Source organism: Mycobacterium sp. RTGN4, assembly GCF_033804635.1.
Lineage (GTDB): Bacteria > Actinomycetota > Actinomycetes > Mycobacteriales > Mycobacteriaceae > Mycobacterium.
The window spans coordinates 376,904-399,224 of sequence record NZ_JAPZLB010000004.1 but is presented as its reverse complement, the minus strand read 5'-3'; the positions used below and the strand labels follow the sequence as shown (position 1 = coordinate 399,224).

The following is a 22,321-nucleotide window of genomic DNA, read 5'->3' as shown; positions in this document are numbered from 1 at the left end:
GCTCGGCAGCAGTGGCAGCACACGCCACGCTCCTAGAGATCGAAGGAGTCGATGCACGATGGGTGCACCGCGTAAGAACAACCCCCGGAGAGCGGCCGCGGCCGTGGTGGCAGCGGGGGTCGTGAGCTCGCTGACCGCGCTCACGGTCGGACTGGCTCCTGCCGGCGCCAAACCGGCCGATCCGGTGGTGCCTCCGACGCCTGTGGTGGTGGCCCCCGCGGCACCGGCAGAGGTCGCCGAGGCACCCGCGCGTGAAGCACCCCCTCGCGAAGCGCCTTCGGCACCGATTGCGCCGTCCGAAGTCGTCGCACCTGTGATACCCGTTGCACCCCAAGCACCCGCGGAGCCGGTTGCCCCACCAGTCGTGGTCGCCCCATCAGCCCCGCAGACCGAGGAACCCGCACCCGAGCCGACTGCGCCTTCGACTATCGTCGCACCTGCACCGAAACCGGTGGTGGTGGATCCGCCAGTCGCGCCGTCGAGCGCATCCGTCCCGGCGCCACGTTCAGTGACGCCCAGCGTTGCGCCCGCTCCACCCGTCGAGAGTTCCGAGCAGCCGACCGTCGAGCGCAAGCCAGACCGCAAGCCTGCGGAGACTCCGGACTCGGCCGCACCCGTCGCGTCTACGGCGCCCGAGGCGCCGGCGCCGGTGTTGCCCGGGCTCGTCGCGCCGAGTGTCGAGCCGAGTATCGAGGCCGCACCGCCGTCGGCCGCCGGGGACGGGCCATCCGCCCCCGCCGAGCAGGACAAGTCCGACGCGGCCCAGGCCACGTCGCGGCCAAGCGGCGGCGAAACGAGCGCCGCCCCGTCGACGCCTGCCGTAGCGGAGGCACGTCCGGCCATCAAGACCGAAGCGCCGAAGACGCTCGAAGCACCCACGGAGGACGTCCAGGTCGCCTTGTCGGCGAAAGTCGTTGAAGAGAAGCCACTTCCGGCCGCAAAGGTGGATGTCGACGCGTTCGCCAGCGTGGTCAAGTCGTCGGCCAGTAGTCGGGACGGCTGGGATGGAAACGGTCCGCGCGACAAGGGCGGACCATTCGATATCGCCAACCGGGATGGCAATCGGGGCAACGACTTCGATCGCGACCGGGGCGACGACCGTCACGACGGAAACCACCGGGTGCGGCAGTGGGACCCACATTGGGTGTCCTACGACGACTACTACCGCCCGGTGATCTGCAACCCGTACCGGCAGCCCGTGCGGATCGTGTACATCTACCAGAACACGCCGCGGATCGTCATCATCAATCCGCTCGCCCGGGTGGTCCTAGACGTCGCCCAGTATGCCGCGTACAGCTTCACGGCCGTCGTGGCCAACGCTGCCAACCAGGCCACCAACGTGGCCGTCGGCAGCTTCTTCGGCGGTGGCTACTACCCGGGGTACGGCGCGCCGCTCCCGCCGCCTCCGCCACCGGTGCTGCGCTACGACAACGTGCCCGTCCAGGTGCGCTACCCCCAGGCGACCTACCAGCCGTTCCGGGTTCAGCGGATCGTCGACGTCGGTGACGACGCACAGTACGGAGAGCGGAAGGTCCTCCTCGACGGCGTGACGCCGGCCTGGGGTGAGTGGACTCAGACGCCAGCGGGCGAAAGACAATTCGAGGTCCACAAGACCCAGCAGTTCCCGGGTCTGGATGAACCAGGAACTGGTCCGCTGCCCGGTGACTATCAGCTGCGGCTGGCATCGGACGAAGCGCGGCCCGGCATGGACCCCAAGTCCATCTATCTCGGGGTGGTCGCCGGGGCGCTCGCGGTGATGAGTCTTGGGGCGGTCGCCTGGAGCGTCATGCTCGGCCGGAGGCGGTCGCAGAGCTAGGGGCGGCGCGTGTTCGGCACCGAAATAATGAGGGGTTCGGTGCCGGACACGTGGCCGGCCACGAAAGTGCCCTGGCTGACCCAAACACCGAATGTACGTTTGTTTGCAGGGCTACTCGGGCGGTTTACGTGCAACAACGGTACTTTCGGCGAGGTGAGCCGCACACGAAAATGGCCGCCGAGTTCGTACTCGGCGGCCATCTTTCGTTGAAGAGCTTTAGGGGGTGACTTCCCAGTCCCACACGGACATGTCGCCGCGCGGGTAGTTCATGCAGACGTCGGTGGCCTTGGCGACCACGCCCTTGTTGTTGAAGAAGAGTTTCGCCCAGTTGCCCCAGTGCGTCGCCACGTTTTCGTAGTACACGTTGGTGGCGGTGTCCTCTGAGTACTGGCGGCGCGCGACGGAATCGAGCGAGAAGAACCAGTGGATGCGGTCCTCAGCCTGTTGCTGGACGTCGGCCGGACGGTTGCTCCGGTCGATCATGTACCGCTCGAAGTACACCGGGCTGGTGTCACGCGCGGCCGCCATGTACTGCTCGGTGTCGCACGTCGTGATGATGATCCGGTGGGGGATCGGATAGTCGTCCGTCGCGTCCGCGGACGCAGGACCGGCGAGCGTCGTCACCGCCGCACCGAAGGCGGCAGCCAGAAGACCGCCGCGGAAGGCCAGATTGCGCATGTGCTTAACCATATAACTTCTCCTCGTCAGGCGCTGTGGATCGGTTCGGTATTCGGTTGTCTTGCCGTTTGCGACGGCCACGGCACGGGGATTGGTCGTTGCCGCACACGCTGCGGCCACCAGAACCATTTACCCATCAGCGCGGCGATCGACGGCGTCATCAAAGAGCGGACGATTAGCGTGTCGAACAGCAGGCCCAACCCGATGGTCGTGCCGACCTGTCCGATGACTGTGAGTTCGCTGACCGCCATCGACATCATGGTGAATGCGAACACCAGGCCGGCCGATGTCACCACCGATCCGGTTCCACCCATGGCGCGGATGATGCCGGTGTTCAGCCCGGCGTGGATCTCCTCCTTGAACCGGGAGACCAGCAGCAGGTTGTAGTCGGCGCCAACGGCCAGCAGAATGATGACCGCCATCGGAAGCACCATCCAGTGCAGTTCGGTGCCGACGAGGTGCTGCCAGATGAGCACCGAGAGCCCGAACGACGCACCGAGCGACAACACCACCGTGCCCACGATGACCGCGGAGGCCACCACGCTGCGGGTGATGATCAGCATGATGATGAAAATCAGCGCCAGCGCCGCGATACCCGCGATCAGCAGGTCGTAGTCCGACCCGTCCTGCATGTCCTTGAACGTGCTCGCAGTGCCCGCCAGGTAGATCTTGGAACCCTCGAACGGGGTGCCCTTCACCGCCTCCTTGGCGGCCTGCTTGATGGCGTCGATCCGCTGGATGCCCTCAGGGGTGAACGGGTCACCGTCGTGGCTGATGATGAACCGGACCGACTTGCCGTCCGGCGAGACGAAGTTCTTCATGCCGCGTTTGAAGTCGGCGTTGTCGAAGACCTCGGGCGGGAGATAGAACGAGTCGTCGTTCATCGAGGCGTCGAACGCCTCGCCCATGGCGCTGGCATTCTCCTGCTGCGCCGCCATCTGGTCCTGCATGCCCTTCTGCGTCTGATACTGCGTCAGCATCATCTGCTTCATGGACTTCATGGTCTCGATCATCTTCGGCATGAGCGCGACCAGCTGCGGCATCAGCGCGTCGAGGCGCTCCATGTCCGGCATCAGATTCTGGATGTCGTCGGTCAACGTGTCGATGCCGTCGAGCGTGTCGAATATCGATCGGATGGACCAGCACATCGGGACGTCGTAGCAGTGCGGTTCCCAGTACAGGTAGTTGCGGAGCGGCCGGAGGAAGTCGTCGAAATTGGCGATGTTGTCGCGCAATTCGGCGACGTCGACCGTCATGCCCTTCATCTTCTGGACCATGCTGTGGGTGGTGGCGGCCATCTGCTTGGTCAGCGCCGACATCTTCGTCATCATGTCGACGTTCTTCTGCATGTCGTTGGCCTGGACCAGCATGTCGGCCATCCGGTCCATCATGTACTTCCGATTCATGGTCTGGCTGGTGCCTTGCATGCTGATCTGGAAGGGGATGGAGGTGTGCTCGATGGGCTTGCCCTCGGGCCGGGTGATCGTCTGGACCCTGGAGATGCCGGGCACCCTGAAGATGGCCTTGGCGATCTTGTCGATCACCAGGAAGTCGGCGGAGTTGCGCAGATCGTGGTCGCTCTCGATGAGCATCAGCTCGGGGTTCATCCTGGCGGCGGTGAAGTGCCGGTCGGCCGCCGCGTAACCCTCGTTCGCCGGGAGGTCGGTGGGTAGATAGTTGCGATCGTTGTAGTTGGTTCGGTACCCCGGCAGCGTCAACAGTCCGACGAGCGACAGTGCGATGGTGCCGACGAGAATGGGGCCGGGCCAACGGGTGACGGCCGCGCCCACCTTGCGCCAGCCCCGAACTCTCATGGCCCGCTTGGGTTCGAGCGTCTTGCCGAACCTGCTGGCGATCGACACGACCGCCGGGCCGAGCGTCAGCGCCGCGAACACGCAGATCACCATGCCGATGGCCAGCGGGATGCCCAGCGACTGGAAGTACGGCAGGTTCGTGAAGTGCAGGCAGAACGTCGCGCCCGCGATGGTCAGCCCGGACCCAAGCACGACGTGGGCCGTTCCCCCGAACATGGTGTAGTAGGCGGACTCTCGATCTTCGCCCGCTCCGCGGGCCTCCTGATAACGGCCTATCAGGAAGATCGCGTAGTCCGTTGCCGCGGCTATCGCGAGCGTGACAAGGAGGTTGGTCGCGAACGTCGAGAGTCCGATGATGTTGTGAAAGCCGAGGAACGCCACCACTCCTCGGGCGGCGGCCAACTCCAGCACGACCATCACCAGCACCAGCACCAGCGTGACGAATGATCGGTAGACCAACAGCAGCATGATGATGATGACCGTGAACGTCACACCCTCGATCAACTGCATGCTTCGGTCACCGGCGATGTGCTGGTCGGCCGTCAGCGCCGCCGGGCCGGTGACGTAGGCCTTCATGCCGTCGGGCGGGTGCAAGCCTGCGACGATCTCCTGGACGGCTTCGACGGAATCGTTGGCCAGCGACTCGCCCTGGTTGCCACGCAGGTAGACCTGGACGTAGGCGGACTTACCGTCGTTGCTCTGTGAACCCGCCGCGGTGAGTGGGTCGCTCCAGAAGTCCTGCACGTGTTCGACGTGCTTGGTGTCGGCCTGGAGCTTCTGGACCATCTGGTCGTAGAAGGCGTGCGCCTCGGCGCCCAGCGGCTTGTCGCCTTCCAGCACGATCATCGCCGAACTGTTGGAGTCGAACTCCTTGAACGTCGTCCCGACGCGCTGCATGGCGATCACCGAAGGCGCGGTGTCGGGCGCCATCGAGACCGAACGCATCTTGCCGACTTCTTCGAGCTGGGGCACCACCGTGTTGACGACGATGATGAGCAGGATCCAGCCGAGGATGATCGGCAGCGCGAGCGTGCGGATCATCCTCGGAATCAAGGGCCGAGCTGAGTGCCTTGGAGGCGGGTTTGCTTCGGTAGTGGCGTCCGTTGGGGGCGCACTCATGCCGATTTCACCAGGCAGAAGGTCTGGGCGTTCACGCCGTTGGAGGTCCGCTCGTCCTTGACGACGTCATCGACCGTGACACGACAGGAAATGCTGCTGCCGTTGCCCTGCGCGACGATGTTGGGCGACGCGGCCGGCGCAGTGGTGCTCAGCACCAACGACCATGGCAAGGTGGCACCGTCGATGCGCTGCGGTTTCGCGTCGAGGTCCAGGTAGTTGATGTCCGCATAGGCGCCTGGTTCGCCGAATATCTCGTACTTGACGACCTTGGGCTTGAACGGCTCGGGGTCGTCGGCGAAGTTCTTGGGCGTGACGATGATGCCCTCGGCGCCAAAGAAGGTACGAATCCGCTGTACGGAGAACCCCGCGATGACAACAACTACTACGATGAGTAGTGGTATCCACGCCCTCTTGAGCAGGCTTGTCACCCCGACACCTCACACTTCTCGTTCGATCGGCAGCTTAGCCAATGCAACTGATAGATTAGCCTAGTTAAGTTAATCACGGCGACCCTACCTTGTCGTAACTGAGTGCCAGACCTGCACGTCACGTAGAGTGCTCAAGCAATTGGGTTGCGTCGCAAGTGAATCACGTAGACGAATGAATGGGGTGAATGACCTTATGGCCACGAGTGCGATGCGCTGGATCAGGCCAGTGATATTGGCAACACTGGGTGCCGCCGCGATCACCCTGGCGGCGCCGGCAAACGCCGACCCAGACACCGATTTTGCCAATCAACTGCATACCTACGGCATCTACGGCCCGAAGGACTTCAACGCGTGGATCGGCAAGATCCAGTGCAAGCGATTGCGTACCGGGTTGGACGCCAACGCGGGCGAAGCGGCGGTATTCCTCAAGAAGAATCTGGCGAAGACCACCACCGAACAGCAGGCTTACCAGTTCCTCAACGCCGGGATCGACACCTACTGCCCCGATCAGCGGCCGGTCATCGACAGCCTCGCGGGAATTCGGGCGCCAGCGCCTGCGCCCGCTGGCGAGCCGCTGCCCGCCGAGCAGGGCTGATTCGCCGGCCACTGAGCCGGTGACGGTGCTCGTCCAGCCAAGGCGGCACGGCCCGTTCCCCGGATTGTTGGATCGCGAGCGCATCGCGGCGTATGCGGACGCGACGGGCGATCACACCCCCGCCGTGCGAGCCGGCGTGGCCGTGCCCGCGGTGTTCCCCATCATCGTGGGCTTTGACGCCCTGGAAGCGGCCAGGGCGGATCTCCCCGACGCAATCTGGGAGCGCGTGCGCGGTGGTGTGCACGGCGAACACGACATCGTGCTGCACCGCCCGCTGCGCCCGGGCGAAGCGCTCGATACCTGGGCGGGACTGTCCGCGGTGCGCACGTCGCGCGCGGGCACGCATGTGGTGGTCCACTTCGAGCAGGTGGGCTCCGACGGCCGAATGGCCGTCGAACAGTGGTGGACGATGGTGCTGCTCGGCCTTGATGGCGTCGCCGACCTCGGAGCCATGCCCGCCGAACACCGCTTCCCCGAGTCGGCACTCGTCAACCCACGCGGCACGGCGCTCCAGCACGTCGCCGAGGACACTGCCCGGCGCTACGCCGAGGTGTCCGGAGACTGGTCGGCCCATCACTTCGACATCGACGTCGCCCGGTCGGCCGGCTTCGACTTCTTGTTCGCGCACGGGCTGTGCACGATGGCGATGTGCACTCACCGACTGCTCGACGTCATCGGGGTCGGTGATCCTGGCCGGGTACGCCGGGTCGCAGTACGGTTCGCGTCGCCGACCCGCCTGGGTGGTGACCTGACCGTCCGTGCGTACGGCGCGGGCGACGGCGTCATCGCGTTCGACGCCGCCTGTGCCGACGCCACCGTCGTCACCAACGGAAGGTTGGAGCTCTGTTCATGAAAGACCTCTGTCCATGAAAGACGAAGCGCTGTGACCGGACTCGACGTCGGCGTGTACGTGCCGCAAATGGGATTCTCGTACTCCGATGTGCTGCACCGCGCCAAGCGCTGCGAGGAACTTGGCATCGGCTCGTTGTGGCTGTACGACCACCTGTACGGGCCAGGCATGCCCAACATCGCGTCGCTCGAGGCGTGGACGCTGGCGACCGCGCTGCTGAGTCGGACTGAGCGCCTTCGCGTCGGACACATGGTGCTGTGCAACCAGTTTCGTCATCCGGCCGTGCTGGCGAAGATGGCGACCACGCTCGACCAGATCTCGGACGGGCGACTGGAACTCGGCCTCGGCAGCGGTTCGATATCCGACGAGCATCTGCGTATGGGATTGCCGTGGGGGACGTTTCGCGAACGCTCGGAACGACTCGGTGAGGCATTGGAAATGCTCACCCAGGCCTTCGCGACGGAGTCCATCGACTTCACCGGCAAGCACTACACCGTCCGGGACATGCCGATCGTGCCAGGGCCGGTGCAGCGGCCACGCCCGCCGATCACCGTCGGGGGAGTTGGCGAGAAGTTCACGCTGCCGCTGGTCGCGCGGTACGCCGACGTGTGGAACGTGCCCACCTACGCGCTGGGAGAGTTGGAACACAAGGTGACGGTGCTGCGATCCATCTGCGCGGACATCGGCCGGGACCCGTCGACCATCGTGCTGTCGGTCGAAGCGGTGCTGGCACTGGCACCCGACGACGCTGCGCTGCCCAAGGTCCGCGAACTCGCCGAGAAGCGGTTCGGCGGGCCCGGCTTCGGGCTGCGCGAAGGCGGCCTGGTCGGCACCGCGCCGCAGATCATCGACCGGCTCAAGCAATGGGAAGCGCTTGGCTTCGGTCAGATCGTGCTGTTCACCCACGATCGGGCGTCCGACCAGACGCTCGACTTGCTGGCGTCGAAGGTGATCAGCGAGCTCTGAGCCTCAGAGCTTGACTGTCACGGGGCCCACGTTCCAGATGTCGTCGCAGTACTGCGCGATCGCCCGGTCCGACGAGAACTTGCCGCTGCGGGCGGAGTTCAGGATGGACATCCGCGACCATGCATCCCTGTCCTGCCACGCTGCGGCAACGGTGTCCTGGCACGCCACGTACGCCGCGTAGTCGGCGACCACAAGGAACGGATCGTCGTGTCGCAGGTTGTCCACCAGCGGCCTGAACACCTCGATGTCGCCGTGGGAGAACTGGCCATTGGCGATGAGGTCCAGCACGGCCTTCAACTCGTCGTTTCCGTCGATGTAGTCGGACGGGCGGTAGCCGTCGCGCTTGACCTGTTCGACCTCGGACTCGGTCAATCCGAAGAGGAAGAAGTTCTCGGGCCCGGCCTCTTCGCGGATCTCGACGTTCGCGCCGTCCAACGTGCCGATCGTGAGCGCGCCGTTGAGCATGAACTTCATGTTTCCCGTGCCCGAGGCCTCCTTGCCCGCGGTGGAGATCTGCTCGGACAAATTGGCCGCTGGGTAGATGAGATGCGCGTTCTGCACGTTGAAGTTCGGCACGAACACGACCTTCATGTGCCCGTTGACGTCGGGGTCGTTGTTGATCGTCTCGCCGACGGCGTTGATGAGCTTGATGATCCGCTTGGCCATGAAGTACCCGGGCGCCGCCTTGCCGCCGAACACGTAGGCGCGCGGGGCGAGGTCGAGGCCAGGGTTCATCTTCAACCGCAGGTACTGCCGAATGATGTGCAGCACGGACAGGTGCTGGCGCTTGTACTCATGGATGCGCTTGACCTGAATGTCGAACATCCAGGTGGGGTCCAACTCCACGCCAACCGTCGATTGGAGGTAGTCGGCCAGCCGACGCTTGTTGGCGCGCTTGACGTCTCGCCACTCCCTGCGGAAGTCGGGGTCGTCGACGTAGGCCTCCAACCCGCGCAGCCGGTCCAGGTCGGTCAGCCAGCCATCGCCGATCGTGCGGTCGAGCAGTCCGCGCAGTCCCGGGTTGGACAGCGCCAGGAAGCGCCGCGGGGTGACGCCGTTTGTCTTGTTGGAGAAGCGTTCCGGCCACAGCTCGTAGAAGTCCTTGAGCACGCTGGCCTTCAGCAGATCCGAGTGCAGGGCGGCCACGCCGTTGATCGCGTGGCTGCCCACGGTAGCGAGATGCGCCATGCGGACGGTCTGGCCGCCGTCCTCTCCGATCAGCGACATGCGGCGCACCCGCTCGACGTCACCGGGGAAGTGCGCCCGCACCTCGTCGAGGAAGCGGTTGTTGATCTCGTAGATGATCTCGAGGTGGCGTGGCAGGGAGTCCCGGAACAGCCCGAGCGGCCACTTCTCCAAAGCCTCTGGGAGCAGCGTGTGGTTGGTGTAGCCGAACGTCGCCACGGTGATGGCCCAGGCGTCGTCCCATGCCAGTCGACGTTCGTCGATGAGGATCCGCATCAGCTCGGCGACGCCGATCGACGGGTGAGTATCGTTGAGTTGCAACGCAAACCGCTGCGGGAGTTCGTGCAAGGAAGCGTCGGCCAGGTCGTCCATGATGTGCACGACGTGTTGTAGCGAACACGATACGAAGAAGTACTGCTGCAGCAGGCGCAGCCGCTTGCCCGCCTCCGGCTCGTCGTTGGGGTACAACACCTTGGTGACGGTCTCGGAGGTGACCTCCTCCTCGACGGCCTTGTAGTAGTCGCCAGTGTTGAAGGCGTCCAACGCAAACGACTCGACGGCGCGCGCGCTCCACAATGTCAGCACGTTGCAGGTATGCACGCCGTACCCCTGGATCGGGGTGTCGTATGCGACGCCCTTGATCACCTGTCGCGGCAGCCAGCGCACGCGGACGGCGCCCGCGTCGTCGACGTACTGCTCGGTGTGTCCGCCCCAGTTGACGAGGTAGTTGACGTCGGGCTTGGCGATCTCCCACGGGTTCCCGTTCGCCAGCCAGTTGTCGGTGAGCTCGATCTGCCAACCGTCCCGGAACTCCTGCTTGAAGATGCCGAACTCATAGCGGATGCCGTAGCCGATGGCGGGGCGCTCGAGGGTGGCCAGCGAGTCGAGGTAGCACGCGGCCAACCGACCGAGGCCGCCATTGCCAAGGCCCGGTTCCGGTTCACATGCCAACACCTCGTCGAGGTCTTGTCCGAGCGAGTCCAGCGCGGCGCGGGCCGCTTCCTCGATCTGCAGGTTCAAAAGGTTGTTGCCCAGCTGCGGTCCCATCAGGAACTCGGCCGACAGGTAGCAGGTCACCTTCCTACCAAGGTCGAGCGACGTCTGCGTGGACGCCACCCGGTTGTCCTGCATGCGGTCTCGTACCGCGAGCGCGAGCGCCCGGTAGTAGTGGTCCGGTCGCAGGGCGGCCGCGGGGCGACCGATCGAGTAGCGCAGGTGATCAGTGATCGCCTCCCGTAAATCTTCGGCATCCAATCCGGTGCGCAGGTGGGAGGCTTCTGAAGCAGCAGCTGAATTCACGACGTCGGTCACCGCGCGATTCTCGCAGTTGGGGGTGCACGCCGCATTCGCAACGGATTTCGACGAGGTGAACGTCGACCCAAGGATGTTCGATCCGCTAGCCGAAGTTCAGCCCGCGCCCTTGCCGTTGTCGACGCGGTAGACGGCACCGTGGATCGCGGCTGCGTCATCGCTCGCCAGGAACGCGATGACCTTGGCGACGTCGGCGGTCTCCATGAAGCCGCGTGGCGAGGCGATGCGCATGATCAGGTCCCAGTCGGCGCCATCGGGCGCCTCGAACTCGGTCGCCTGCGCCGTCGGCATGCCGCCGGGGCACACCACGTTGACCCGCAGCTTTTCCTTCGTGAATTCGATGGCGAGTGCCCGGGTCAGGCCGACCAGCCCGTGCTTGGCCGCGCAGTAACCGGCCGAGTACACCTCGCCCTCGACACCGGCGATCGACGCCACGTTCACGATGTTGCCGCCGACCTCGAGCAGGTGCGGGAGCGCGGCGCGACTGAGGTAGAACGGCCCGTTCAGGTTGACCGCGAGGTCCTGCTCCCATTCGTCGTCGGACATCGTCTGGGTGTGGCGCATCTTGTGAAATCCCGCGACATTGACCAGCACGTCGAGCCTCCCGAACGCGGTCACGCATGCTGCCACCGCTGCCCGGCAGGCCGCGGGCGTCGTGATGTCCACCGAGGAGAACCTGCCGCCGGGTACGTCGGCGAAGACCGCCTCCATGCGCTCGGCATCGCGGGCGATCCCGAAGACCGACGCGCCGCGCTCCGCGAAGACCTTCGCCGTGGCGGCGCCAAGACCCGCCGATGTCCCGGTGATCAGCGCCACCTTGCCCTTCAGTGAAGTCATGGCTGCACCTTCTCACGGACGGAATCCCGTGACGTTGCTGGAGTGGGGCTGCGATACTCACAGGCATGACGATCAAGCGTGCCTTCGCCGTCGCCTCGGTTTTCGCGACGGTGGCACTGGGGGCCGCCAGCCCGGCTCACGCCGACCAGACGATGCAGGGCATTTACACCTATAACCAAGAGGGCGTAAGCCCGACGACGTGGACGATCTATCCGAGCTGCGTTCCGACGGTCGGCGACCTGAGGGACAACCTCGAACTGCCGGTGGCGTGCAACCTGCACGTCGCCCCGACGCCGTCGACCAAGGTGGCCGGCGGCACCGCCCGCCTGACCGGCGGCAAGTGGCAGTTCACGACCGGGAAGAAGGACGGGTTGACATGTCCGGACGGGATCAACACCGCGCCGATCAATGAGACCTACACGTTCGACGACGTCACGCTGACGGGAACGCGGTCGGTGTCCTACAACGATGTGTGCAACGGAGCCGTCGCCGCCAACATCGTGAACTACCCGTTCACGCTCGCGTTCAAGGAACCGCTGCCGATCCCCAACGACCAGTACCCGCTCTACTGTGAGCCCGGCGGTCTCAAGCGGTGCTTCTAACCGCCACGGTCATGCTCTGCCAGCACTGCGGCGGTCCAACCCAATTCCGGCCATGGGGTGAGCTCGTCGCCATCACCGACGACGACAAGCTGGTCACCTACAAGGCCGTGTGCGTCGCGAACTGCCCACGCTTCCAGGAGACCGCGGAAGCGGTCACCGGGCCCGACGGCGAATATGCCGTGTGGGAATCCAGGTATTGAGGCGATTAGGGTCCGCCATTTATGACGTCGCAGACCCGGTTGGAGCGTTTCGAGACCCGCACTGAGTGGCCGATGGCCGCGGTCGCGCTGGCCTTCCTGACGTTGTTCTCGGTGCACGTGCTCGCGCAGCCTCACGGAGCGGCGGAGGCCGCGATCAAGACCGCCATGTGGGCCACCTATGCGGTCTTCGTGATCGACTATCTGGCGCGGCTCTATCTGGCCGAGCCGCGGCTGAAGTGGTTCGTACGGCACCTCTTCGACTTCGCGATCATCGTGCTGCCAGCGCTACGTCCACTGCGGCTGCTGAGCCTGGCCGTGGTGATCGAGACGATGCAGCGCGCGATCGGGCACACCATCCGGGGCCGGGTCATCGTGTACACCAGCTTCGGCGCGGTCATCATCGTGTACGGCGCGGCGTTGGCCATCCTGGACGCCGAACGCGGCCACAACCCTCAGTTCCAGAACTTCGGTGATGCGCTCTGGTGGTCGTTCACGACCGTGACCACCGTGGGCTACGGCGACACCGTGCCCCAGACGGTGACGGGCAGGTTCGTCGCGGTCGCGCTCATGGTCGCGGGCGTGAGCCTGCTCGGTGTGGTCACCGCGACGCTGGCGTCGTGGATCGTGCAGGCGGTCGCCGCAGAGGACACCGCGAGCCAGACCGCCACCGCCGCTCAGATCGACGAACTGCGGGACGAGATACGGAAACTCACCGAGTCGCTCAACCGCGACGGCGAGCACACCTATGGTGAAGCCGGTACACCGGCATTCGACACTGAGGGTGGTAGATGACCAAGCGCATCGTGATCTGGGGCACCGGCTTCGTCGGCAAGATGGTGATCGCCGAGGTGGTCAAGCATCCGTCGTTCGAGTTGGTCGGGGTCGGCGTGAGCAATCCCGACAAGGTCGGTCGCGACGTCGGCGAGCTCTGCGGGCTCGACAGTGCGCTCGGCTTGGCCGCCACCGACGACGTCGACGCGCTCATCGCGTTGAAGCCCGACGCGCTGGTGCACTACGGGCCCACCGCCGCGCACGCCGACGACAACATCAAGCTCATCACCCGGTTCCTGCGGGCGGGCATCGACGTGTGTTCGACGTCGATGACCCCGTGGGTGTGGCCCGCCATGAAGCTCAATCCGCCGAATTGGATCGACCCGATCACCGAGGCGTGCGAAGCGGGCCAGTCGTCCTGCTTCACCACGGGCATCGATCCCGGTTTCGCCAACGACCTCTTCCCGATGACGCTGATGGGCTTGTGCGCCGAAGTCCGAAAGGTGCGGGCATCGGAGTTGCTGGACTACACCAACTACGAAGGTGACTACGAGTTCGAGATGGGCATCGGCAAACCGCCGGAGCACAAGCCGCTGCTGGAGAATCCCGACATTCTCGTCTTCGCCTGGGGCGCAACCGTTCCGATGATCGCCCACGCCGCGGGAATCGAACTCGACGAGATCACCACGACGTGGGACAAGTGGGTCACGCCCGTGGAGGTCAAGACGGCGAAGGGCATCATTCCGCCGGGCAACGTCGCTGCCGTCCGTTTCACGATCAACGGTGTGTACCGAGGCGAGACTCGCATCCAGCTGGAACACGTCAACCGCGTCGGCGATGGGTCCGCCCCGGACTGGCCGACTGGCAACGAGAACGACGTCTACCGGGTCGAGGTCGAGGGCAGCCCCAGCATCGTTCAAGAGACGGCTTTCCGGTTCACCGACGGCTCAGGACGCGACGCCGCGGCCGCGGGTTGTCTTGCCACCGGCATGCGCGCGCTCAACGCCGTGCCCGCGGTAAACGCGCTGCCGCCGGGCTGGGTGACCCCACTGGAGCTGCCGCTGATTGCTGGACAGGGCACAATTCGTTGACGTGGCGGATGGGATAGGACTTTCGGTCGGTGCGGCCAAGCTGACGGCGGTGCACGTCGGCAGGGCCGCGGTGACGCGGACGGCGGTGCTGACGAGGTATCCGAACAGACCTGCAGAGGTCGGCGTCCCAGGCGAGAACCCGAACCTCGCCGAGCGTGGGCTGATCATCACCGACTTCGTGGATCGGGTCGGCGACCCGGTGGCCATCATCGCGGCGGACGGTTCTTCGCACCGGGCCGAGGTGGTGCTGGCCGACGCGTTGCGGGCGCTGCTCGTCGCGCTGGCCGGCAATGGGCCCTCGCGGGAACCGGTGGGCGTCGCATATCCCGCCCACTGGCGCGCTGCGGCCATCGACGCACTGCGCGGCGCGCTCGCCGAGCTGCCCGAGTTCCGCTCACCCACTGCTGCGCTGTTGGTGTCCGACGTCACCGCGGCGCTGACTGCGCTCCAGCACGACCCCGGGGTGCCCACCCGCGGCGTCATCGCGCTGTGCGACTTCGGAGGCACCGGCACCAGCATCACGCTGGCTGACGCGGGCCGCGGCTTCCAACCCGTGGGACCCACGGTGCGCTACGACGAGCTGTCGGGCGATCTCATCGACCAGGCCCTGCTGACCCGCATCGTCGGCGAGATGTCCGCGGCCGGTGCGGTGGATCTTTCCAGCACGTCGGCCATCGGTTCGCTCACCCGGCTGCGCGCCCAATGCCGGTCGGCCAAGGAGCGGCTTTCGACGGCTGCGGTCACCTCGCTCAAGGCGGACCTGCCCGGTGCGGACGGCGAGCTCAGGGTGACGCGCGCCGAACTCGACGAGGCCATCAGCCAACCACTCTCCGGTTTCGTCGATGCGCTGCAGGATGCCGTGCGGCAGAGCGGAATTCGGCCGTCGGAACTTGTCGCCGTCGCGACGGTCGGGGGCGGGGCCCGGATGGCGATCATCACGACCACGCTGTCCGAGCACCTGCGAGTGCCCGTCATCACCGCAGCCCAACCCGAGTTGGCCGCCGCCATCGGCAGCGGGTTGAAGGCCGTCCGCGGCACGGTCGAAGAGGGCGCCACGTCGCTGGCGCCCGTGCCCGCGGCGGCGGCGGCCGCAGCGGCGCTCGCACCTGATCCGGCGCAGGCGCCCATGTCCAGCACCTTCCGTGCGTTGGCCTGGTCGGACGCCGACGACGTGCCCGAGGTGGCACCGTCGGACGACTACGCCTACGACGACTTCTCCGACGCGGGAGTCGAGGGGTCGTCCGACGACGGCGGCTCGGCCCGACCACCGATGGAGTTCGAGCCGGCTGAATACGAGGAGGAGGCGGAGACCGCGCAGGCGTGGTACCGCCGTCCGCCGGTGATCGTGGGAGCCGCGATGCTCGTCGTGTTGGCCGCCGTCGGCTGGGCGCTCGTGGTGGTGCTGCGCAACGACTCGTCGACCGAGCCGACGGGCAACACGATGTCGGTCACCGCGACGCCGTTGACTCCGTCCACGTCCCCGTCGGTGCCGACCGAATTGCCCCCACCGGCGCAGGAAGTGCCCCCGACCCAGACCATCACCGAGGACGTGCCGTCACCGGCGGTGACGGTGACCGAGCAAGCGCCGGCACAGCCGCCCGCCGCGCCCCCGCCCGCTGAGCCACCGCCCGCGGCCCCAAGCTCCGAGGCGCCACCACCACCGGCTTCGGAGCCGCCACCGGCCTCACAACCGCCGCCGGTGTCGAACCCGCCGTCGACCACGATGTTCACGATTCCCGGGCCGATCCCGATCCCCATCCCGATCCAGGTTCCCGGATCTGGCTGAGCGGCGACCGCTTAGGCTCGCTCCATGACGGCAACACTCCCCGGTCGCTCCGCTCCTGCCCGCCGTGATGGCCTGCTGTTCGACCCCCACACCTACGACCCGACCGAGTTCGACGCCGAGACCCGGCGGCTGCTGCGGGCCACGATCGACTTCTTCGAGGGTCAGGGCAAGAAGCGCATCCTCGACGACGACCTCAAGGCGCAATGGCCCGTCGACTTCGTCGAGTTCGTCAAGCGGGAGAAGTTGTTCGCCACGTTCCTGACACCGTCGGAGTTCGCCGACGGCAATCCAGACAAGCGCTGGGACGGCGCGCGCAACGCGGCGCTTGCCGAAATCCTCGGTTTCTACGGGCTGACGTACTGGTACACCGAGCAGGTCACCATCCTTGGCCTCGGTCCGGTCTGGCAGAGCGAGAACAAGGACGCCAAGTTGCGCGCCGCCGACGACCTGGAGGCCGGCGAGGTGATGGCGTTCGGTCTATCGGAGCGCGAGCACGGCGCCGACGTCTACAGCACCGACATGGTGCTGACCCCGGCCAGCGAGGAGGACCAGGCCAACGGCATCCTGTATCGCGCCACGGGGGAGAAGTACTACATCGGCAACGGCAACGTCGCCAGCCTGGTGTCGGTGTTCGGTCGGCGCGGTGACGTGGAGGGCCAGGACGCGTACGTGTTCTTCGCCGCCGACAGTCGGCACGAGAACTACCACCTCATCGACAACGTCGTGCACATGCAGATCTACGTGAGCACATTCCGGCTGGAGAACTATCCGGTGCGCGCCGAGGACATCCTGCATACCGGCATCGAGGCTTTTGCAGCCGCGCTCAACACGGTCAACGTGGGCAAGTTCAACCTGTGCTCCTCCTCGATCGGCATGACCGAGCACGCGTTCTACGAGGCGATCACCCACGCGCAGAACCGCATCCTCTACGGCAACCCGGTCACCGACTTCAGCCACGTCCGTGCCAACTTCGTCGACGCCTACGCGCGGATGATCGCGATGAAGGCCTTTAGCCGACGTGCCATCGACTACTTCCGCAGCGCCAGCCTGGACGACCGGCGCTACCTCTTGTTCAACCCGATGACCAAGGCCAAGGTCACGATGGAGGGCGAGACGGTCATGCGGGCGCTGCACGACGTGGTGGCGGCCAAGGGCTACGAGAAGAACACCATGTTCCGCGAAGTCGCCCAGCTGATCGGCTGCCTACCGCGCCTGGAGGGCACGGTGCACGTCAACGTCGGCCTGGTGCTGAAATTCATGCCGAACTTCATGCTCAATCCCAAGGAATACCCCGAGATCCCGACCCGCAACGACCCGAGCGACGACACCTTCTTCTGGAACCAGGGGCCCACCCGCGGCGCGGGCGCGATCCAGTTCGCCGATTGGACGCAGGCATACGAGCAGCACTCGCGGATCCCCAATGTCGCCCGGTTCTACGAGCAGGCGCAGGCGTTCCGGGAACTCCTGGTGACGGCCGCTCCCGACGCCGACCAGGCCAAGGATCTCGACTTCCTCCTGAACGTCGGGCACCTGTTCTCACTGATCGTCTACGGCCAGTTGATCCTGGAACAGGCCGCGCTCGCGGGCCTCGACGACGACATCGTCGATCAGATCTTCGGCTTCCAGATCAACGACTTCAACACGTATGCCGTTGCACTGCAAGGTAAGCCGACATCGACACCGGCGCAGCAGGACTGGGCACTCGGCGCGATCCGCAAGCCGGTGGCCGACGCCGCGCGGTTCGACCGGGTGTGGGAGCGCGTCAAGGCCTACGACGGCGCATACGAGATGGCGCCCTGACCGCGGCGGTGCCAGAGTTGATGCGATGACGCTGGACGACCCAGGCGCGCTCCCGGATGCGCTGGCGCGGTCAGGCCATCTCGGGGACGCGTAGGTGGGCGATCATCAACTCGAAGTCGTGCTCTTCGAGGATCTGGGCGGCCGCGTCCTCGGACACCGAGCCTCTGAGTCGCTCCATGTCGGCGCGGTTGCGCTCCACCGCATCGGCACTCTCGAAGGCCATCGACGACACCCCGCGACCGGATGCCCTGTTCACCATAAGGCTTGCGCTGCAGAGCCCTTCGAGTTCCGCCATCGCGGGCAGGGCTGCCTTGAAGACCTCGATGCCCGGGTCCACCAGGTCGGTGTTGACGTTGGCCCAGGTCACCCGGACACAGGCGCCCTCACCCGCCTCGTGTTCACGATGAAGGACCGGGATCTCCCATTCCTCGATGGTGGGAGTACCGCCACCGAAGATCTCCGCGGCGCGGTCGCGGACCTCCTGAACGGCTGAGGCGCTCGCGCGCATGGCGCCCTCGGACTCCCAGGCGCTGGTGGTGATGCAGCGACCAGATGACCGGTCGGCCAACAGGGACAGCCCGATGTGGCCGTCCAGACCTTCGAGTAGGGGCATCACGCTCTCGCGGACGTAGGCGATGCCTGCGTCTAGCGATGAGGGCGTGGCCTCCATGGTTGTCGTTCGTGCGTACACAATCTGCCTCCTCTGACGGGGCAGCGTCCCGACGGCGCCGCCGTCGGGTCTCATCGTCCCCCCATGGAAGTCGGGTGGCAATGGATACTTGACGTAGTGAATTTCATTGGGAGGCTTCGGTTGCGGCCTCACAGTGGCGCACGCCGGTGACGGTCAGTGACTGGTGTGCTGAATTTTCTCGATGACAACCTGGGCCAACGGAATTCGAATCTCGGCGGGGGCCGCCGTGAGTCGCGCGGCGATGCCTCGCTCCAAGGCGTCGAAGAACTGCGCGACGGGCTCAGAGCGGTCGTCGTCCAGCGCGGTGGCCAAGATCGGAAACAGCGCCGCCCGCAGGAACGCCGCCCACTGCGCGCCGAAAGCGGCTGCGTTCCGGTCGCTCTGGTACTTCTTCCAGAACCGGTCCTCGGCATCGAAGACCTCCAGATGGATGATCGACAACTTCTCGAACGTGCCCGACGGCGCGAAGGGAGACGTGAAGTCCTTGGCGTTCCGCCCGACGAGTGGCACCGACATCGCGCTCAGTTCAACGTCGGTGATGGTGCCTCCGGCCGAGAGTTCTGCGAGCGTCTCGGCCATGGCGTCGAGTAGCGGCCGGAATCCCAGCTCGCCATCCCCGTCGGTGGCCAGGGTCATCACCACCAGCCGTCCGCCAGGGCTGAGCTCGCGACCGCGGAATGCCACGAACTCGTGCCAATCGTGGGCGGCCTGCTTGGCATACGCGGCGCGCACCTTCTCGTCCTGGCTATAGGCCGCGAACAGGTGATCTCCGACCGGCATCGGTACCCGACCCAGCCACTGCAGCGCCCACGACGACCAGGCCAGGTTGACGCTGTTGGACGGCAGGATCTGGGTGTAGTACGACCGGCCCACCGCCGTCCCGAACGAGGCGGGATCGGCTTGCAGATAACTGTCCGGGTCGTCGGTCAGCGTGCGGAACAGTGCGGTGAAGTCGTTGTCCGGCACATCGGTGTGCGTCACCAGAATCGAGTGTTCGGGCCGGGTGCGCTTGCGCAGCACCGCGATCGCCGCGCAAATGGGCAGCACGGAGTTGTAGCCGGTCCCGGCGCCGTAGTCGGCGATGACGATGGGTCGCGGGGAGCGGGGGATGGGCACCACTTCCGCGGCCTGTTCGAAAAGCGTTATCGCCCGCTGCAATCCGGCGGCCTTGAGCCGCGACGCGGCGCTGTACCAGCCGCTGTCCTTGGACTCCGGCCGTACCACGATGCTCGATTCGGGCATGTCCAAACGTTAGCCCGTCATGTGCAGTTCACGCCTGTCAGTTGGTCCGAAAGTTGTATCGACATGACACACTGCGGTCCATGAGTCGCAGTACCGGACCGCGGATCATGACGATCGTTGCGGTCGTGACGATGATTGCCTCGGCCATCGGGTTCGTCGTGATGCTGATCCTGAATGCCTTCGTACTCGACGAATACGACGCGTACGGCGAGGTTCCGATCCCCGGATCGAGCAGTCTGCACCTTCCGGCAGGCGACGTCACGGTCACCTTTCACACCGTGCTCATCGGTAGTGGCAGCGGCAGCGGACTGCCCGTCCCGCCGTTGAAGTACCGCATCAAGGCGCCGGTTGGCGTCGACGAGCCGACGCTGACGGAGGACTACGGCACTACGACGACGGTGAACAACGACTCGCGCATCCGTATCGGATATCTCCACGTGCCCGCCGACGGAACCTACGACGTCAACCTCGACGGCAACGTCAGCGCCTACCTCAATCCCACGCTTGCCTTCGGGCACGGCAGCAGCTACGGGAACGTGCCGTGGATATTGGCGGCCGTCTTCGGCCTCGGGCTCGTCGACCTGTTGCTCGCGCGGTTCTGGGCGTCGAGGGTCCGGCAAGGCGAGCGGGCCGCCGGCTACCCGCCTCCGCCGCCCGCGCCGAGTTACGACCAGCCCGGCTCGTTCACCCCGAACGACGACGGCATCCGCGTCCAACAGTTGAATACCCTTGCCCGACTACGTGATTCGGGCGCGCTGACCGAGGACGAGTTCCAGGCCGAGAAGAAGCGGCTGCTCGACGGGAGTTAATGCCCTCTGGCCACCCATTCGTCGTAGTGCACGATTTCGTCGCCGACGGTGGTGGTGTCACCGTGGCCGGTGTAGACCACGGTCGGGCCTGGCAGCTTGCCCAAGCGTCCGGCGATGGACTCGAGGATGGTCGGGAAGTCGGAGAACGACCGTCCGGTGGCGCCGGGCCCGCCCTGGAACAGGGTGTCGCCGCTGAAGACCGCACCGAGTTCGGGGGCATACCAGCAGACGGAGCCGGGCGAGTGCCCCGGAGTGTGCAGCGCGCGCAGTTCCAGCTCGCCGGCCTTGAGCACCAGTCCGTCGTCGATGCTGCGAAAGTCGTCGTCGGGGTGGGTCATCCGCCACAGCATGTCGTCGGCGGGGTGCAGCAGCACGGGAGCGTCGAGCGTCCTGCCCAGGTCGGGGGCGACGGTGACGTGGTCGTTGTGCCCGTGCGTGCACACGACCGCGACGACGTTGCGGCCGGCGACGGCCTCGATGATCGGCGCCGCGGTGTGCGCGGCGTCGAACACCACGACGTCGCTGTCGTCGCCGACGACCCAGACGTTGTTGTCGACATCCCAACTGCCGCCGTCGAGTTCGAAGGTGCCGCTGGTAACCACCCGGGTAATGGCGCTCACAGGATCACGACCGAGCGCAGAACCTCACCGGCGTGCATCTTGTGGAACGCGTCCTCGATGCCGTCCAGCCCGATGCGTTCGGAGACGAAGCGCTCCAACGGGAGTCGGCCCTGACGGTAGAGGCTGATCAGGGTGGGGAAGTCGCGTTCGGGCAGGCAGTCGCCGTACCAGGAGGACTTCAGCGAGCCGCCGCGGGAGAAGAAGTCCACCAGCGGCATCTCGAGGGTCATGTCGGGCGTGGGCACGCCCACCAGCACGACGGTGCCTGCCAGGTCGCGGGCGTAGAACGCCTGCTTCCACGTCTCGGGCCTGCCGACAGCGTCGATCACGATGTCCGCACCGTTGCCGTCGGTGAGATCCTGGATGGTCTCGACGACGTCGAACTCCTTGGCGTTGATGGTGTGGGTGGCGCCGAAGTCACGGGCACAGTTCAGCTTGGTGTTGTCGGTGTCGACGGCGATGATCTTCTTCGCACCCACCAGCGCGGCGCCCGCGATGGCGGCGTCACCAACACCGCCGCATCCGATCACGGCGACCGTGTCGTCGCGCTGGACGTTGCCGGTGTTGATGGCCGCACCGATACCCGCCATCACGCCGCATCCGATCAGGCCGGCCACCGCTGGGTCGGCCTCGGGATCGACCTTCGTGCACTGGCCGGCGGCCACGAGCGTCTTGTCGGCGAAGGCCCCGATGCCAAGCGCGGGGGTGAGTTCGGTGCCGTCGGTGAGCGTCATCTTCTGTTCGGCGTTGAACGTGTCGAAGCAATACCAGGGGCGGCCGCGTTTGCACGCCCGGCACTGCCCGCACACTGCGCGCCAGTTGAGCACCACGAAGTCCCCGGGCGCTACCGCCGTCACGCCGGGGCCGACGGACTCCACCGTGCCCGCGGCCTCGTGGCCGAGCAGGAACGGGTACTCGTCGTTGATGCCACCCTCGCGGTAGGTGAGGTCGGTATGGCAGACGCCGCACGCGATGATGTCGACGACCACCTCACCCGGCCCCGGGTCGGGGATCACGATGTCCACCAACTCGACCGGTTGCTTCTTGCTCCTGGAGATGACGCCGCGCACTGTCTGACTCATGGGTACAAACTAGCGGCCACGGTGAGAG

At 65.9% G+C, this 22,321-nt stretch carries 20 protein-coding genes; 11 read left to right on the top strand and 9 right to left on the bottom strand.

Annotation, left to right across the window (positions count from 1 at the left end):
* Window positions 1-58: 58 nt before the first annotated feature.
* A complete protein-coding gene (locus tag SLQ30_RS11760; RefSeq protein ID WP_319446438.1) occupies window positions 59-1,816 on the top strand; it encodes a hypothetical protein in 1,758 nt (585 codons plus the stop codon).
* 216 nt (window positions 1,817-2,032) lie between these two features.
* On the opposite strand, the gene SLQ30_RS11755 is transcribed toward SLQ30_RS11760, so the two are convergent.
* Genes SLQ30_RS11755 through SLQ30_RS11745 form a run of 3 tightly spaced genes read right to left on the bottom strand, consistent with a single transcriptional unit; the run spans window position 2,033 to window position 5,855 of the window.
* Window positions 2,033-2,506, bottom strand: a complete 474-nt coding sequence (locus SLQ30_RS11755) for a DUF5078 domain-containing protein (RefSeq protein ID WP_413467998.1) — start codon at window positions 2,504-2,506, stop codon at window positions 2,033-2,035.
* Between the two features lie 14 nt (window positions 2,507-2,520).
* Window positions 2,521-5,427 (bottom strand): MMPL family transporter, encoded by a 2,907-nt coding sequence (locus SLQ30_RS11750; RefSeq protein ID WP_319446437.1) that lies wholly within the window; start codon window positions 5,425-5,427, stop codon window positions 2,521-2,523.
* Window positions 5,424-5,855 carry an MmpS family protein gene (locus SLQ30_RS11745; protein ID WP_319446436.1) on the bottom strand — a complete coding sequence of 144 codons (432 nt, stop codon included), beginning with the start codon at window positions 5,853-5,855 and terminating at the stop codon, window positions 5,424-5,426. Before SLQ30_RS11745 ends, SLQ30_RS11750 begins: the two co-directional genes overlap by 4 nt.
* Window positions 5,856-6,063: 208 nt before the next feature.
* Here SLQ30_RS11745 and SLQ30_RS11740 point away from each other — a divergent pair, with 208 nt between their 5' ends.
* The 3 genes from SLQ30_RS11740 to SLQ30_RS11730 all read left to right on the top strand — a co-directional run bounded on the left by SLQ30_RS11740 (window position 6,064) and on the right by SLQ30_RS11730 (window position 8,266).
* A complete protein-coding gene (locus SLQ30_RS11740; RefSeq protein WP_413468011.1) occupies window positions 6,064-6,450 on the top strand; it encodes a DUF732 domain-containing protein in 387 nt (128 codons plus the stop codon).
* Window positions 6,451-6,469: 19 nt separating this feature from the next.
* Window positions 6,470-7,303 (top strand): MaoC/PaaZ C-terminal domain-containing protein, encoded by an 834-nt coding sequence (locus tag SLQ30_RS11735; protein WP_319446435.1) that lies wholly within the window; start codon window positions 6,470-6,472, stop codon window positions 7,301-7,303.
* Between the two features lie 66 nt (window positions 7,304-7,369).
* The gene (locus tag SLQ30_RS11730) at window positions 7,370-8,266 is read left to right on the top strand and encodes an LLM class flavin-dependent oxidoreductase (protein ID WP_413468010.1); all 897 of its coding nucleotides are present in this window, start codon (window positions 7,370-7,372) and stop codon (window positions 8,264-8,266) included.
* 3 nt (window positions 8,267-8,269) lie between these two features.
* Here the strand turns inward: SLQ30_RS11730 and SLQ30_RS11725 are convergent, their stop codons facing one another.
* Window positions 8,270-10,750 carry a glycogen/starch/alpha-glucan phosphorylase gene (locus SLQ30_RS11725; RefSeq protein WP_319446516.1) on the bottom strand — a complete coding sequence of 827 codons (2,481 nt, stop codon included), beginning with the start codon at window positions 10,748-10,750 and terminating at the stop codon, window positions 8,270-8,272.
* A 108-nt stretch (window positions 10,751-10,858) separates the two neighbouring features.
* A complete protein-coding gene (locus tag SLQ30_RS11720) occupies window positions 10,859-11,599 on the bottom strand; it encodes an SDR family NAD(P)-dependent oxidoreductase (protein ID WP_319446433.1) in 741 nt (246 codons plus the stop codon).
* A 65-nt stretch (window positions 11,600-11,664) separates the two neighbouring features.
* Here SLQ30_RS11720 and SLQ30_RS11715 point away from each other — a divergent pair, with 65 nt between their 5' ends.
* Genes SLQ30_RS11715 through SLQ30_RS11690 form a run of 6 tightly spaced genes read left to right on the top strand, consistent with a single transcriptional unit; the run spans window position 11,665 to window position 17,849 of the window.
* Complete coding sequence (locus SLQ30_RS11715) at window positions 11,665-12,201, top strand: hypothetical protein (protein WP_319446432.1); 537 nt, start codon at window positions 11,665-11,667, stop codon at window positions 12,199-12,201.
* Entirely contained in the window at window positions 12,192-12,401 is a 210-nt protein-coding gene (locus SLQ30_RS11710; protein WP_319446431.1) for a hypothetical protein, read from the top strand. Before SLQ30_RS11715 ends, SLQ30_RS11710 begins: the two co-directional genes overlap by 10 nt.
* Window positions 12,402-12,422: 21 nt before the next feature.
* On the top strand, window positions 12,423-13,193 hold the full coding sequence (locus SLQ30_RS11705; protein ID WP_319446430.1) for a potassium channel family protein: 771 nt from the start codon (window positions 12,423-12,425) through the stop codon (window positions 13,191-13,193).
* Entirely contained in the window at window positions 13,190-14,263 is a 1,074-nt protein-coding gene (locus tag SLQ30_RS11700) for a dihydrodipicolinate reductase (RefSeq protein ID WP_319446429.1), read from the top strand. Before SLQ30_RS11705 ends, SLQ30_RS11700 begins: the two co-directional genes overlap by 4 nt.
* A gap of 1 nt (window position 14,264) precedes the next feature.
* Window positions 14,265-16,049, top strand: coding sequence for an Hsp70 family protein (locus SLQ30_RS11695; protein ID WP_319446428.1), 1,785 nt, complete (start codon window positions 14,265-14,267; stop codon window positions 16,047-16,049).
* Between the two features lie 24 nt (window positions 16,050-16,073).
* Window positions 16,074-17,849, top strand: coding sequence for an acyl-CoA dehydrogenase family protein (locus tag SLQ30_RS11690; RefSeq protein ID WP_319446427.1), 1,776 nt, complete (start codon window positions 16,074-16,076; stop codon window positions 17,847-17,849).
* Window positions 17,850-17,919: 70 nt separating this feature from the next.
* Here SLQ30_RS11690 and SLQ30_RS11685 read toward each other — a convergent pair whose 3' ends face one another.
* Complete coding sequence (locus tag SLQ30_RS11685) at window positions 17,920-18,540, bottom strand: hypothetical protein (RefSeq protein ID WP_319446426.1); 621 nt, start codon at window positions 18,538-18,540, stop codon at window positions 17,920-17,922.
* A 153-nt stretch (window positions 18,541-18,693) separates the two neighbouring features.
* On the bottom strand, window positions 18,694-19,782 hold the full coding sequence (locus SLQ30_RS11680; protein WP_319446425.1) for an SAM-dependent methyltransferase: 1,089 nt from the start codon (window positions 19,780-19,782) through the stop codon (window positions 18,694-18,696).
* Window positions 19,783-19,862: 80 nt separating this feature from the next.
* Between SLQ30_RS11680 and SLQ30_RS11675 the strand changes: the two genes are divergently transcribed.
* On the top strand, window positions 19,863-20,591 hold the full coding sequence (locus SLQ30_RS11675) for an SHOCT domain-containing protein (protein WP_319446424.1): 729 nt from the start codon (window positions 19,863-19,865) through the stop codon (window positions 20,589-20,591).
* Here the strand turns inward: SLQ30_RS11675 and SLQ30_RS11670 are convergent.
* Both SLQ30_RS11670 and SLQ30_RS11665 read right to left on the bottom strand, forming a co-directional pair.
* The gene (locus tag SLQ30_RS11670) at window positions 20,588-21,211 is read right to left on the bottom strand and encodes an MBL fold metallo-hydrolase (RefSeq protein WP_319446423.1); all 624 of its coding nucleotides are present in this window, start codon (window positions 21,209-21,211) and stop codon (window positions 20,588-20,590) included. The genes SLQ30_RS11675 and SLQ30_RS11670 overlap by 4 nt on opposite strands.
* Window positions 21,208-22,293, bottom strand: a complete 1,086-nt coding sequence (locus SLQ30_RS11665; protein WP_319446422.1) for an S-(hydroxymethyl)mycothiol dehydrogenase — start codon at window positions 22,291-22,293, stop codon at window positions 21,208-21,210. The genes SLQ30_RS11670 and SLQ30_RS11665 overlap by 4 nt, the downstream gene beginning before the upstream one ends.
* Window positions 22,294-22,321: the final 28 nt, after the last annotated feature.